At 52.0% G+C, this 11,921-nt stretch carries 11 protein-coding genes and 1 pseudogene; 6 read left to right on the top strand and 6 right to left on the bottom strand.

Annotated elements, in window-relative coordinates; translation table 11 throughout:
* Positions 1–81: 81 nt before the first annotated feature.
* Both glgA and hemC read right to left on the bottom strand, forming a co-directional pair.
* On the bottom strand, positions 82–1,509 hold the full coding sequence (glgA, locus tag VB741_RS22315; RefSeq protein ID WP_323367421.1) for a glycogen synthase GlgA: 1,428 nt from the start codon (positions 1,507–1,509) through the stop codon (positions 82–84).
* Positions 1,510–1,800: 291 nt separating this feature from the next.
* Complete coding sequence (hemC, locus tag VB741_RS22310) at positions 1,801–2,757, bottom strand: hydroxymethylbilane synthase (RefSeq protein WP_323367420.1); 957 nt, start codon at positions 2,755–2,757, stop codon at positions 1,801–1,803.
* 236 nt (positions 2,758–2,993) lie between these two features.
* Here hemC and VB741_RS22305 point away from each other — a divergent pair, with 236 nt between their 5' ends.
* Positions 2,994–4,469 carry a tetratricopeptide repeat protein gene (locus tag VB741_RS22305; RefSeq protein ID WP_323367419.1) on the top strand — a complete coding sequence of 492 codons (1,476 nt, stop codon included), beginning with the start codon at positions 2,994–2,996 and terminating at the stop codon, positions 4,467–4,469.
* 45 nt (positions 4,470–4,514) lie between these two features.
* On the opposite strand, the gene VB741_RS22300 is transcribed toward VB741_RS22305, so the two are convergent.
* Positions 4,515–5,249: a sulfite exporter TauE/SafE family protein gene (locus tag VB741_RS22300; RefSeq protein WP_323367418.1), complete on the bottom strand. Its 735-nt coding sequence runs from the start codon at positions 5,247–5,249 to the stop codon at positions 4,515–4,517.
* 157 nt (positions 5,250–5,406) lie between these two features.
* Between VB741_RS22300 and VB741_RS22295 the strand changes: the two genes are divergently transcribed.
* On the top strand, positions 5,407–5,925 hold the full coding sequence (locus tag VB741_RS22295) for a MarR family winged helix-turn-helix transcriptional regulator (RefSeq protein ID WP_323367417.1): 519 nt from the start codon (positions 5,407–5,409) through the stop codon (positions 5,923–5,925).
* Between the two features lie 36 nt (positions 5,926–5,961).
* Here the strand turns inward: VB741_RS22295 and VB741_RS22290 are convergent, their stop codons facing one another.
* Both VB741_RS22290 and remA read right to left on the bottom strand, forming a co-directional pair.
* Positions 5,962–6,393 carry a SufE family protein gene (locus VB741_RS22290; protein ID WP_323367416.1) on the bottom strand — a complete coding sequence of 144 codons (432 nt, stop codon included), beginning with the start codon at positions 6,391–6,393 and terminating at the stop codon, positions 5,962–5,964.
* Positions 6,394–6,482: 89 nt separating this feature from the next.
* A complete protein-coding gene (gene remA, locus VB741_RS22285) occupies positions 6,483–6,743 on the bottom strand; it encodes an extracellular matrix/biofilm regulator RemA (protein ID WP_323367415.1) in 261 nt (86 codons plus the stop codon).
* Positions 6,744–7,027: 284 nt separating this feature from the next.
* Here remA and VB741_RS22280 point away from each other — a divergent pair, with 284 nt between their 5' ends.
* The 3 genes from VB741_RS22280 to VB741_RS22270 all read left to right on the top strand — a co-directional run bounded on the left by VB741_RS22280 (position 7,028) and on the right by VB741_RS22270 (position 10,278).
* A complete protein-coding gene (locus VB741_RS22280) occupies positions 7,028–8,782 on the top strand; it encodes an Rqc2 family fibronectin-binding protein (protein ID WP_323367414.1) in 1,755 nt (584 codons plus the stop codon).
* The gene (dusA, locus tag VB741_RS22275; RefSeq protein WP_323367413.1) at positions 8,779–9,825 is read left to right on the top strand and encodes a tRNA dihydrouridine(20/20a) synthase DusA; all 1,047 of its coding nucleotides are present in this window, start codon (positions 8,779–8,781) and stop codon (positions 9,823–9,825) included. Before VB741_RS22280 ends, dusA begins: the two co-directional genes overlap by 4 nt.
* Positions 9,826–10,005: 180 nt before the next feature.
* Positions 10,006–10,278 carry an acylphosphatase gene (locus VB741_RS22270; RefSeq protein ID WP_323367412.1) on the top strand — a complete coding sequence of 91 codons (273 nt, stop codon included), beginning with the start codon at positions 10,006–10,008 and terminating at the stop codon, positions 10,276–10,278.
* Between the two features lie 64 nt (positions 10,279–10,342).
* On the opposite strand, the gene VB741_RS22265 is transcribed toward VB741_RS22270, so the two are convergent.
* Positions 10,343–10,978, bottom strand: a complete 636-nt coding sequence (locus VB741_RS22265) for a hypothetical protein (protein ID WP_323367411.1) — start codon at positions 10,976–10,978, stop codon at positions 10,343–10,345.
* A 750-nt stretch (positions 10,979–11,728) separates the two neighbouring features.
* On the opposite strand from VB741_RS22265, the pseudogene VB741_RS22260 reads away from it, so the two are divergent.
* Positions 11,729–11,921: pseudogene (locus VB741_RS22260) on the top strand (ISKra4-like element ISLesp1 family transposase); the annotation flags it as partial.

Genomic DNA, 11,921 nt, shown 5'->3' with positions numbered 1-11,921 from the left:
GAACCTAGATTTTCAGATTGATAAAGTATAGTTTTGTCCTAAAGAGCCAATATTGTGCTTGGAAAAACTGGATGAAAATTTCTAAACCGCTGTCTTCAAGGTTCCACCGTACTTGACTGGAATTTGACTCTCATAGGGGAGTCCTTTCACGTCGCTGTAGAGCTTGATATATTCCAGGGCGGAGCTTTCCCAGCTAAAGTTTTCTGCCATGGCCCGCTTCTGTAATTCTTTCCAGAAGGGCTTGTACTGGAATCCTTCCCAGGCCCTGACCATGCAGGTAAACAAATCCAATGGCTCATAGCGGTCAAAACAGTAGCCCGTGCCCACACCCTTCACCGGGTCATGGTGGGTCACCGTATCCACCAGACCACCGGTACGGCGCACAATGGGGATACAGCCGTAACGCATGGCGATCATCTGGCTAATGCCGCAGGGTTCAAACTTGGAGGGCATCAGGAAGGCATCCGCCCCAGCATAGATTTTTTGGGCTAACTGGCTGCTATACATCAAGTACACCGACACCCGCCCTGGAAAACGATTGGATAGCTCCCACAGCTGGGTTTCATAATCACGGTTGCCAGACCCTAGCAGCACCAGCTGGGCATCGGTATAGGACAAAAATCGGTCCATGGTTTGCAAAATTAGGTCAATGCCCTTTTGCTCTACTAGGCGACTGACTAAGCCAATCACAAAGCGGCCATCATTCACTTCCAGCCCCATCTCTTCCTGTAGTGCCTGTTTATTCTGGGCTCGTTTTTCTAAGGTTTTTGCGGTGTAGGTTTGTTCAATTTGTTCGTCGGTGGCGGGGTTAAACTCATCCAGGTCAATGCCGTTCACAATGCCGCTAAGTTTTTCGCTGATGTAGGACAGCAGCCCTTCTAGCTTTTCGCCATATTCCTTGGTTTGGATCTGTTGGGCATAGGTCGGGGACACCGCATTCACCCGGTCGGCATAGAGCAGCGCTGCGGCCAGGGTGCTATCGCCTTGCATGTACCAGGGACACCAGGTGATTTTTTCTAGCTTCCAGCGCCAGGGACCTTGGTAGGCCAGGTTGTGAATGGTGAAGATGGTGGAGATTTCTGGGGACTGGTGCATCCATACGGGCAGCATGCCGGTGTGCCAGTCATGGCAGTGCAGCACATCGGGTTTCCAGTAGTTCCAGCAAAATTCGGCGGCACCATTGGCAAAAAAGGTAAAGCGCCAGTCTTCGTCGGGGGTGCCGTAGATTTCGTCGCCGTCAAAGGCGGGATGGCCAAAGAGATAGAGGGGGACGTCGGACTTGGGTAGGGTGGTTTCATAGACCGCAAAGGCATTGAACATGGCATAGCCCCACCAGATGGGCTCCTCCGGCACATCCACTTTTTTGCTGATGGTGCCGTAATAGGGCATTAAGACCCGTACATCGTGCCCCATGGCGCGCAGTACCTTAGGCAGTGTACCTACCACATCGCCCATGCCGCCCACTTTTGCTAGCGGAGCGGCTTCTGCTGCCACAAATAAAATTCGCATCCCGTTCCTGTTGCCCTTTTGAAAAAGCCGTGGTCCACGGGATCAAGTCTAGAGGCCGATTGGATCTGTGCATAGTGCTTCAGCATACGGATGGCTCAGGAATTGGGGATGGGTGGTCAAAAGTGTCGCGCTGGTTTGGGCTTAGGGAGTAGTAGGGACAGCGGAAGTAAGGGCTAAGGTGGGGGCAGGATTATTTTGGTTGGTTAGGCAAAATAAAAGGATGCAGTGGGTTGACTGCATCCTAGGGATGGAATGATTTGGGCCGGTGGGCGATGCCCGCCGTACGATCGTTTAACGGCTTTCGGCTGCGATCGCATCCAAAATTACCTGGGCACCCGCTGCCTTAGCTTGTTTGGCCAAGGTGGTACCCATTTCATCCGCCGTGGCCACCGGACCCGAGATTTCGTTTTTCACCACTGTTTGCCCATCCAAGCTGGCCACAATACCAGTCAGGGTGAGGGTATCGCCCTCGATCACCGTATTCACGCCAATGGGCACCTGGCAGCCCCCTTCTAGCTCTCGCAAAAAGGCCCGCTCCGCGTAGCAACGCTGGGCCGTGGGCAAATGCTCCAGGGTTTTAATCACCGTCAAAATATCCTCATCCCCGGTGCGGCACTCGATGCCCAAGGCACCTTGACCGACCGCATGGAGAGAGATGGAGGCTGGCACTACCTGCTGAATCCGCTCTGCCATGTCCAGCCGCTTCAGACCAGCCACTGCCAAGATGATGGCATCGTACTGACCTGCATCTAGCTTGCTGAGACGGGTGTTGAGGTTGCCGCGAATGTCCTTGAACTGGAAGGAAGGAAAGTGGTGCCGCAGCTGGGCTAGACGCCGGAGGGACGAGGTGCCAATAATCGCCCCCTCGGGGAGCTGGTCCAGGGTTTTACCCGCATGCTTTGCATGGACCACTAGGGCATCGGCGGGGTCTTCCCGCTCGGTGACACAGCCCAGCATGAGACCCTCAGGCAGGCGCGTGGGCAAATCCTTCAGGGAGTGGACGGCGAAGTCTACGGTGCCGTCCAGCATGTCGTCTTCCAGCTCTTGGGTGAAAAGACCCTTATCGCCAATTTTAGACAGGGAAACATCGAGAATTTTGTCCCCTTGGGTTTCCATGGTTTTAACTTCAAAGTTAATCTCAGGAAAGCGCTTTTGTAGCTCACCCTGCACCCAGTGGGTTTGCACTAGGGCAAGCTGACTTTTACGAGAACCAATCCGGATAGTACGGGTTGCTACATTTGGGGACATAGTTAACAGATTTGTTATGGTTAGACAGCCATTGAAGGCCTGCTGACAAAAGATTGCCGTTGCTCATTGAGAGGATGCACCAGCTCAACGACTTTGATCCATCCAGACCTTGTCCATAAAGCCATCCCGAGATTTGGCCTGGGGGTTTGCAACGTCAAAAAGTACACAAGATCTTAAGATTACAGCACAGATGACCGCCCACGGTCGCAAAGCAGCGCGAGTACAAAGTTCTGTAAATGAGTGTTTATTTTGGTTTACGAAAGCGGTCTTGGTGCCGCTCCTTTGGCAAGCAACTGGCCGGGGGCTTTGTGGCCTTAGCCTTATGGGCGTTACCGGCCCATGGGCAGCGGCTGGACCCCGTATTGCTAGATGCTTTTCTCACCAATCCCTTGGCCGCAGACCCCAGGGACCCATTACTCCCCACCACCGTGGTGGACCGCCCCCTAAGCCCCTTAGAGCTATATAACCTAGAACTAGAGCTATTTCGGCTAGACGAGCAGGCCCGGTTGCTCCTGCTGGCGGAGCAACCGGACGAAGCCTTTGCCCTGTGGATGCGGGAAGTGCAGCTGCGTCGTCTATTTGGCCTAGAGGCAGAACTGGAGGCCTTAGACCGCATTGGTCTGCAGGCTTGGAATGCCCAGCGTTCCCAGGAGATTCGGCTGATGGCCGTGAGGCTGGAGCGGATTTGGGCAGCGGAAAAGGCTACGGCCGACCTAGAGCAAGTGGAAACCATTGCCACCATTGCCCAAACCCTCCGCATGCGGGACACGTCCACCGAAATTTACCTGCAGCTGATCCAAATGACCGCCGGGGATGAAGCGGCTCAGCAGGGGTGGGTCGTGGTGTTGGCGAATCACCATTTGGAGTGGTTTGAATTTCAGCGGGCCGCTCCCCTCTATACCCAGCTGGTAGCTAGGGCCAAGGCCCAGGGCAATACCCTGGAATACACCCAGTACCTGAATGATCTGATCTACAGTTACCAAGAACTGAAGAACTACCCCCAGGCGTTGCCGGTGCAGGCGGAGCTGCTGAAACTTTATCGAGCCACGGGCCAAAGTGACCGGGAGCCTCCCCTGGAAATTGACATGGCCCGTAATTTTCGTGCTCTGGAGGCCTATGCCCAGGCCCTGGAGTATTACAACCTGGCCTATGTCACCGCTCAGCGTCTGGAGCTGTATGGCCATGTCAGCACGGTGCTGAAAGAGGTGGGCGATCTCTATGCTGAGCAGGGGCTGAACAATGAAGCCCTCACAATGTATAACCTCTTGGTGCGGGCCGAGCAGCAAGCCTATAATCAGCACGGGATTTTGGAAGCCTATGACCGCTTGGGGCAGGTGTATTTAAGAATTGGCGATACGAATAATGCGCTGGTGGCCTTTCGGGCCGGGGTGGCGTTTGCCGAATCCCTCAAGTATCGCGAACCGTATTTCCGAGGACAGGTCGCTCAGCTCAGCCTGGATGCCCCCCCCGAACCTGTAGATCAGCCTGTAGATCCACCTCTGGGTGATGCCTTGCGAGACAGTTTGAGGGATAATCCACCCTTTGATGTGGCGCCGGTGGAGATCGATCCTATGGATGTGGAGCCTGCCGAGATCGAGCCTGTTTTAGAACAGCTAGTACCGGAAACCCCTGGGGCTCGGCCTGAGGTGGAGATCCTCAGTGATGAAACTGTTGATGTCACCCCTGCAGACCAGGAGACGTCCCCGCCCTAGATGATAGGTAGTGATGCGGGGTGTATTGCTGCAAGCTACTGATGACTACATCAGTAGCTTGCAGCCAATCATTCCCAGTAACAGCAGAACCATGCGACGGAAAACATCGGCATTGATGTACTTGGACAGCCAGGTGCCCAAGCCCAAGCCCACCATGAAAAAGGGCGATGCATAACCCACCTGGGTCATCAGGGGACCGTCAAAGTGTCCTTGCCAGTAGTGGGTTGCGATCGCAACCGTCGACAGCACACACAACGTCCCGGGTACGTTGCTTTTAAACTGTTCAGGACTCCACTGATTGCAGTTGGCATAGATCACCAGGGGCGGGCCACCCGTATTAAACGCACCAGTCAAGACCCCTGAGGCCGCGCCAAACGCGTAGGCCCAAGGTCGCCCCGTCAACTCGGGCAGATTGAGCTGCAGCCATGAGTAAGCCACATAGGCCAGCACCAAAACCCCTAACCCTTGGAGAGCTAAATGCTCAGGTACATATTTGAGACCGATCACCCCCACCGGAATGGTCACCAAGGCAGCGGCAGCTAGATCCCCGATGCGCGACCACTCAAAGCTCTCCCGATGATGCCACCAGAGGGATATATTCCCAATCAGACTGACGGCGATCACAAATGGCACCGCCAGCTGCAGCTCCATAAATAGGGGCAGCAGTGATATGGACACCAGGGCAAACCCAAACCCCGCCAGACCCTGTACCAAAGAAGCGAAGCCCACAATCAGCCCAATCCACAGATTATCAACTGGGATGGCATCGAGGATATCCATAGACCTTCGCTACGATTAGATATATCTAAATATTAGTAGATATTAACGAATATTAAGCCAAGTAACCTAGTGTAACTTGCTAACGTAGATGGTTGGATATACAACTAGTGCTTAGCCTAGGGATAACTATTCAGCTGCCGCCTATCTTGCCCCGCCTATGATGTCTCCCTACGGCACCCCCAAAGAGATTGCCCGTCAAATAACCAATGACTGCATTGCGCGACGGTTGCGCCAGATCAATCGCATGGTGACCCGCCTCTATGACGATGCCCTGCGCCCGTTAGGCTTCACCATCAACCAGCTGAATATTTTGGCCACTATCGTCAGTCGGGGGCCTATTTCCCCTGGCCAGTTGGGGCAGATGCTAGGCATGGAAAAATCCACCATCAGCCGCACCCTAGATCGCATGTGCAAGCATGGGTGGATTGACATTGGCCCTGGTAAAGACAAACGGAGCCAGTCCCTCAAGGCGACACCCACAGGACGACAGCTTTTAATTACAGCAGCCCCCGTGTGGCAGGCACTCCAGGCAAATGTTCTAGACTCAACTGCTGAGCACAACGGGCTACTGGCCGTCTTTGGCATTACTGCCCAGGATGGCGATGCAGCCAGTGATGGGAATGGAGAAGATGATTTCTATGGTGATGATTTTGCGGCGGACTTTTATGGACAGTAGTTTAGATCGGTCGGTATCAAAACCGACCGATCTAAACTACCCACCCACCAACGCCAACGCCTTTTGTTGCATCATTTTGAAAATGTTGTAGAAGCCGTTGGCCCGTGAGGGCGTGAGGCTGACATCCAGCTGAGTATCCTTAATAAAATCAGGGGCTAGCTGCACAATTTCCTGGGGTGGGAGACCATTGAGGCCTTCAATTAAGAGGGCCACCAGTCCTTTGGTAATTTGTGCATCCGAGTCTCCCTGAAAGCTGACTTTGCCTTCTTCGTCAGTCGTCGCAATGATATAAACCTGGGAGACGCATCCTTGGACCTTATTTTCCGGTGTTTTTGAGTCCTCGGGAAACTCTTCCAAACGTTTGGCATACCACAGCAGTTGCTCATAGCGACGCCGTGGATCCTGAATCCGTTGGAAGCGTTTAACAATTTTGTCTAGGGCCGGAGGACGAGCGGAATTAACGGACATCTGCAAATGCAATTTCTTGGGCATTATGAATGTCTTTAGTGTAAACCTCCTCAGGCTTCATCCAGGAACTCTACTAGGGAGGTAATCGCCTATTCTCCATTCGATTCTTTATTCACCAGAAAGCGATTAGCCACCGTCTCCGGCTGGAGGGCCGATAAGATGACATGATCTGAGTCAGTCACTATAACCGCGCGGGTTCGCCTGCCGTAGGTGGCGTCCACCAGCTGCCCGGTGTCACGGGCGTCACCGATTAAACGTTTAATCGGTGCAGATTCGGGGCTAACAATGGCGACAACGCGATTGGCAGATACGATATTGCCAAAGCCAATATTGATAAGTTTGATTTCCATAGGGTTCTATAGCAAGCTTATTGCTCACAGTTTAGTGAAAATGTCAACCGCTACATGACGTAGCAAAAAGGGGTGAAAACTGCGTAAATCACTAATTTTTTAGTACTGACAGCTTAACGAAAAAAACGGGCTTAAACATGAAAAAACAACGCTGAACCATTGAAAATATCGAATCCCGTCATATTTGGTGCATTGCTAGACTGCCCAACTAACAAGGGTTTCTCGCGAAAAACGAGAAGAATCATTCAGAATTCAACAAAATTACTGAAAACAGAGGAAAAAAAGTGCAGCCGGTTGATGTAACAACTCTTAAAGCTGTATGTAACGAGCTAACCGCCCAATGGTTGCCTGCTCGCTGTGAGCAGGTAGTGCAACAGGATCGTAACACTATTTGTCTTGCTTTACGTACATTTGAGCGCCGTGGGTGGCTGACAATTTCTTGGCATCCTCAAGCCGCCCGTATTCACATGGGGGCGGCACCCCCAAAGCGACCTGACACGTTTGCCTTTAGCCAGCAACTGAAGCATCAGTTTAATGGTTTAGCCCTGACTAAAATTAATTTTTTGGCTCCTTGGGAACGGGCGGTGGATTTACAATTTGCCCGCCGTCCCGATGAAATGGCTGAATGGCACCTTTATGTGGAGATTATGGGGAAATACAGCAATGTTCTGCTGACGAATGGGCAGCAGAACATTGTGACGGCGGCCCATCAGGTGAGTGAGCAACAATCGAGTGTTCGGACTATTCGCACGGGTGGGCAATACAGGCCGCCTCCGGCCATGGTGGGGGTGTTTCCTCGGTTAGATGAACCGTTTACCGACTGGCAAGAACGAATTAGTTTGGTGCCCGGTAAGCTGAGCAAAATGATGTTGACGAGCTATTGCGGTCTGAGCACGGCCCTAGCCCGCCAACTGAGCTTGGCCGCTGAGTTAGATCCCAGTCAGGCCACCGATAGTTTGACCACCGAAGACTGGCAGCGACTGTATCTCCAGTGGCAGCGCTGGCTCCAGTGCCTGGAGAAAAACGACTTTCAACCAGCCCATACAGAGACGGGCTATACGGTGTTGGGTTGGGCGGCGGCATCCCCTGTGGCAGGGACCCTGCAGAAGCTGTTGGATAGTTATTACACGGCCCAGCTCAACCAGCAAATCTTTGCCCAGTTACATAATCAACTCACTCAAAAAACCAAAAAACTAGCGGGAAAGCTACGACAAAAGGCGGCGAATTTTCACCAACGTCTGGAGGATTCTGACCAGGCCGATCTTTATCGTTTTAAGGCCGACTTGCTGATGGCCTATCTCCACCATTGGAAACCAGGGATGTCCGCTATTGAGCTGCAGGATTTTGAATCGGGGGAGCCGGTGGTGGTGGCTTTAAATCCTGAAAAAAATGCGGTGCAAAATGCCCAAGCGTTTTATAAACGGCATCAAAAACTCAAACGGACCCGTGATGCTGTGATGCCTTTGCTGACAGAGGTGGAAACGGAACTGCACTATTTAGAGCAGGTGGAAGCGGCCCTGAGCCAAACTGCTCAGTACAGGGATGCTGACGACCTGGCTGCCCTAGAAGAAATTCGAGATGAGTTGGTGCAGCAGGCCTATCTAGATGATCCTTACCAGCGTCAGAGCCGGACTCGGGTCGATCATCTGCCCAACTTCCACAAGTACCGCACCCCTAGCGGCATTGAGATTTGGGTCGGTCGCAACAATAATCAGAACGAAGCCCTTTCTTTTAAGGCGGCCAATGATTACGATCTGTGGTTCCACACCCAAGAAATTCCCGGGAGCCATGTTTTGCTGCGGTTAGCTCCGGGAGCCCAGGCAAGTGATGAGGATTTGGCTTGGGCGGCTAACATAGCGGCCTGGTTTAGTCGAGCCAGGCAGTCAGAACAGGTGCCAGTGGTCTATACCCAGCCTAAGCATGTATATAAGCCGAAGGGAGCCCGACCCGGCATGGTGATTTACAAGCATGAGCAGGTGCTGTGGGGCCAGCCGCAAAAGGCTAAGGACTATTTGGAGCAGGAGGGGTCAATGTTATGAGTTTTGATGTTCTCTCTCAATCCATTCCTGCCCTATCTCAACCTATTCATTCCCGCCTCCATCCCTTAAGTGTGGCCCCAATGATGGATCGCACCGATCGGCATTTTCGCTACTTCATGCGGCAAATCACTCGTAAAACGCTGCTTTATACGGAAATGATCACGTCCCAAGCGATTCTCCATGGCGATCGCAACAAGCTGCTGGGGTTTGATCCTGAGGAAAAACCCCTAGCGCTACAAATCGGCGGGGATGATCCTCAGATCCTGGCTAAATGTGCCGCTATTGCGGAGGATATGGGCTATGACGAAGTGAATTTGAATGTGGGCTGTCCCAGTAGCCGGGTGCAAAGCGGTAATTTTGGCGCCTGCCTGATGGCCCATCCAGAGCTAGTGGCCGACTGTGTGGCGGCCATGCAGGCGGCGGTGGAGATTCCGGTGACGGTGAAGCATCGGATTGGGATTGATAGTTGCGATCGCTACGAAGACATGGAGAACTTTGTCACCACTGTGGCCACCGCTGGCTGCCGTCGATTCACCGTCCATGCGCGCAAAGCCTGGCTCCAGGGGCTAAGTCCCAAGGACAATCGCAATATTCCGCCCCTGCGCTATGACGATGTCTATCGTCTTAAACAGGCCCATTCCCATTTATGGATTGAAATTAACGGTGGGATCACGACCCTGGACCAAGCCCAGGAGCACCTGCATCAGGTAGATGCCGTGATGATCGGCCGCGCCGCCTATGACAATCCCTACATCTTTGCCCTAGCCGATCGCGACATCTACGCAGTCCAATCAGCCCTTACCCGGCATCAGGTGGTGCTCTCGATGCTGCCCTATATTGCTCGTTGGACCGATCAGGGCCTAAAACTGCATGCCATTACCCGCCACATGCTTCAGCTTTTCCATGGCCAGCCCGGTAGCCGTGTATGGAAAAGCCACCTAACGGCCCATGCCTGTCGACCGGGTGCGGGCATTGATGTGGTCAAAGCTGCTTTGGCTCAAGTTCCAGAGACTCTGCTAACCAATACTCTGTTGCTGATTTAGGGCATGTCAGCGGCTGCGGCTTTGTCAATGCCAATCTAGTTGGCATTGTGAAAAAAATCCCTTGAGCAAAAATATTTTTTTCTCTTGATAAAACTTAAATAAAAGTTATATTACGTTACATCTTGAGACAAAATAGGGATCAGAAATTCAGCTCACCCCTTTATTTAGCTCATCCCTAAAATGTCGAGAATCAAGATTACGGTTTATGGCCGCGTACAAGGTGTGGGTTTTCGTTATCACACCCGCCAAAAAGCCAAGGAACTCAATTTGACGGGCTATGTCATGAACAAGCCCGACCACACCGTAGAAATTGTGGCCGATGGTGCCGATGCGCAACTGCAGCTCTTGGTTGCCTGGGCTCGGGTGGGCCCTGACCGCGCCAGTGTTAAACGCATCGAATTGGAAGATTGCTTGCCAATCAACCGTTTTGACGAATTTGTCGTTGAGTACTAATGCCTTATAAAGCTGTCTTATGGGGCAATTACAGCGGCAATTACAGCGGCAATTACAGCGGCAATTACAGCAACGTAAACAGCAGAGCCAGGGCCACGGCTGCCATAAATGCCAGAATAAGCGTATCCCGCTTCAATGTCCGGCGTGATTGCCTGCTTGGGTCAAAGCTAGCTTGGGTAGAGGCATAGGTGAAATTTTGAACGGCTCTGGAGACCATTTCACTTTGGGGCATGCTGTGGGGATCGCTGAGGGCATAGCCGCCATGGTTCGGAATGGTGGCGGTTGAAAAAGATGCCATCTCTCTGCTGCCGTAGTAGGGAGCCTGCGGTGCCAATTGAGGTTCATCCAAGGGCACAAACATGGAATCTTGGATGACAAGGCTAATTTCGTAGGCCTGCCAGTTGTTCTCTCGTAGCACCTCCGTGGCGGCATCTGGGCCACGATTCAGAAAATCAATCTCTGACTGCTCGGTTTCATGGCGCTTGCTGTACAGGGAGTTGGCGGGGGGGCCAAAGACCTCCTGTAGCTCATCCAGGGCCTTAGATTGCTCTTGGAACGCTGCAAACTGCTGATGGGTGATTTCGATGTTTTTCAAGACATCATTGATTTGGTCGCAGGACCAACCATCTCTACACAAGGTACGTGCGGCTCTTATATCTATAGCTTGCTCCAACAAGGTATCGGGCTGAATTTTTTTCATATTTTCCTAGATTGATCTGATGCATGGCAAGACAAGAACTTTGCCTGCGCTGATAGTTTTGTGGCGAGCTTGATACCCTTTTTTGAGCCTGGTGGTGACCTTTCGGGAACTACAGGGTTCAGAATTTACTATCTATTAAGGCACATAAGTCATTTGGAAAAAACAGGGCAGGGTAGCTTCACGGATACGCCTCTAGAAAACTTCACAGCATGTGAAGGGATATACAGAAAAATTCTGTAAAATCCTGAGAAACATCAAGATTTCAACCCAATTTGATAGTCTTATGGCGATTTTGATAGACTTGTAGCAGCCTTTATGAAACTACAGGGTTCAAGATTTCCTACCCAATTAATACACATAAACCATTTGGAAAAAACGGGGTAGGGGAGCTTCTCGGATGCACTTCTAGAAAACTTCACAGCATGTGAAGGATCCGTAAAATCCTGAGAAACATCAACATGCCAACACAATCTGGGAATGTGAAGGCTTTAGAGATTGGCAACCAAGGTTTGCGTCATCGTAATGGGGGGCTTTGATAGTCAGCATTTTAACGCCCCGATTCATGACTGTCAGGGTGAATCTACGCCCCATCATAGAGGTATCCGTAATTTTACTGTCAGTGGATGCGCGCGCTCTTGCTTTATACAACAAATGGGCAGTGCAAAAATTGGGTGTTGCCTAGGGGAGCACGTCAACCGTTAGCCAGAGAAAAAATATCCTAGAAGGTATCGTTTCTATCCGGTCATAGCGATGACACCCGACAGCCGTCAGCAACTCGATTCCCATGTGCGAGCAATTGCACAGATTCTCCATGAAGACGCTCAAGCCCAGGGGTTGCCGATGAATAGCCTGGCAGACATTGAGCAAACCGTTCGTGCTCAGCTTCAAGCCCATGTCTCCCCGGGGTTAGGAAATTTTTTATCCAAACAAGTTGCCCAGAAAC

The sequence above is a fragment of the Leptothoe sp. PORK10 BA2 genome, from assembly GCF_034932105.1.
Classification (GTDB): Bacteria; Cyanobacteriota; Cyanobacteriia; order Phormidesmidales; family Phormidesmidaceae; genus Leptothoe.
Note: the sequence above shows the minus strand (reverse complement) of the source record. Positions and strands in the feature narration are given on the sequence as shown.

Coding starts and splice junctions, on each gene's coding strand:
- VB741_RS22295 (WP_323367417.1), top strand. CDS start 5,407: ATGATGTCTCCCTACGGCACCCCCAAAGAGATTGCCCGTCAAATAACC.
- VB741_RS22300 (WP_323367418.1), bottom strand. CDS start 5,249: ATGGATATCCTCGATGCCATCCCAGTTGATAATCTGTGGATTGGGCTG.
- VB741_RS22290 (WP_323367416.1), bottom strand. CDS start 6,393: ATGTCCGTTAATTCCGCTCGTCCTCCGGCCCTAGACAAAATTGTTAAA.
- glgA (WP_323367421.1), bottom strand. CDS start 1,509: ATGCGAATTTTATTTGTGGCAGCAGAAGCCGCTCCGCTAGCAAAAGTG.
- VB741_RS22270 (WP_323367412.1), top strand. CDS start 10,006: ATGTCGAGAATCAAGATTACGGTTTATGGCCGCGTACAAGGTGTGGGT.
- dusA (WP_323367413.1), top strand. CDS start 8,779: ATGAGTTTTGATGTTCTCTCTCAATCCATTCCTGCCCTATCTCAACCT.
- hemC (WP_323367420.1), bottom strand. CDS start 2,757: ATGTCCCCAAATGTAGCAACCCGTACTATCCGGATTGGTTCTCGTAAA.
- remA (WP_323367415.1), bottom strand. CDS start 6,743: ATGGAAATCAAACTTATCAATATTGGCTTTGGCAATATCGTATCTGCC.
- VB741_RS22305 (WP_323367419.1), top strand. CDS start 2,994: ATGAGTGTTTATTTTGGTTTACGAAAGCGGTCTTGGTGCCGCTCCTTT.
- VB741_RS22265 (WP_323367411.1), bottom strand. CDS start 10,978: ATGAAAAAAATTCAGCCCGATACCTTGTTGGAGCAAGCTATAGATATA.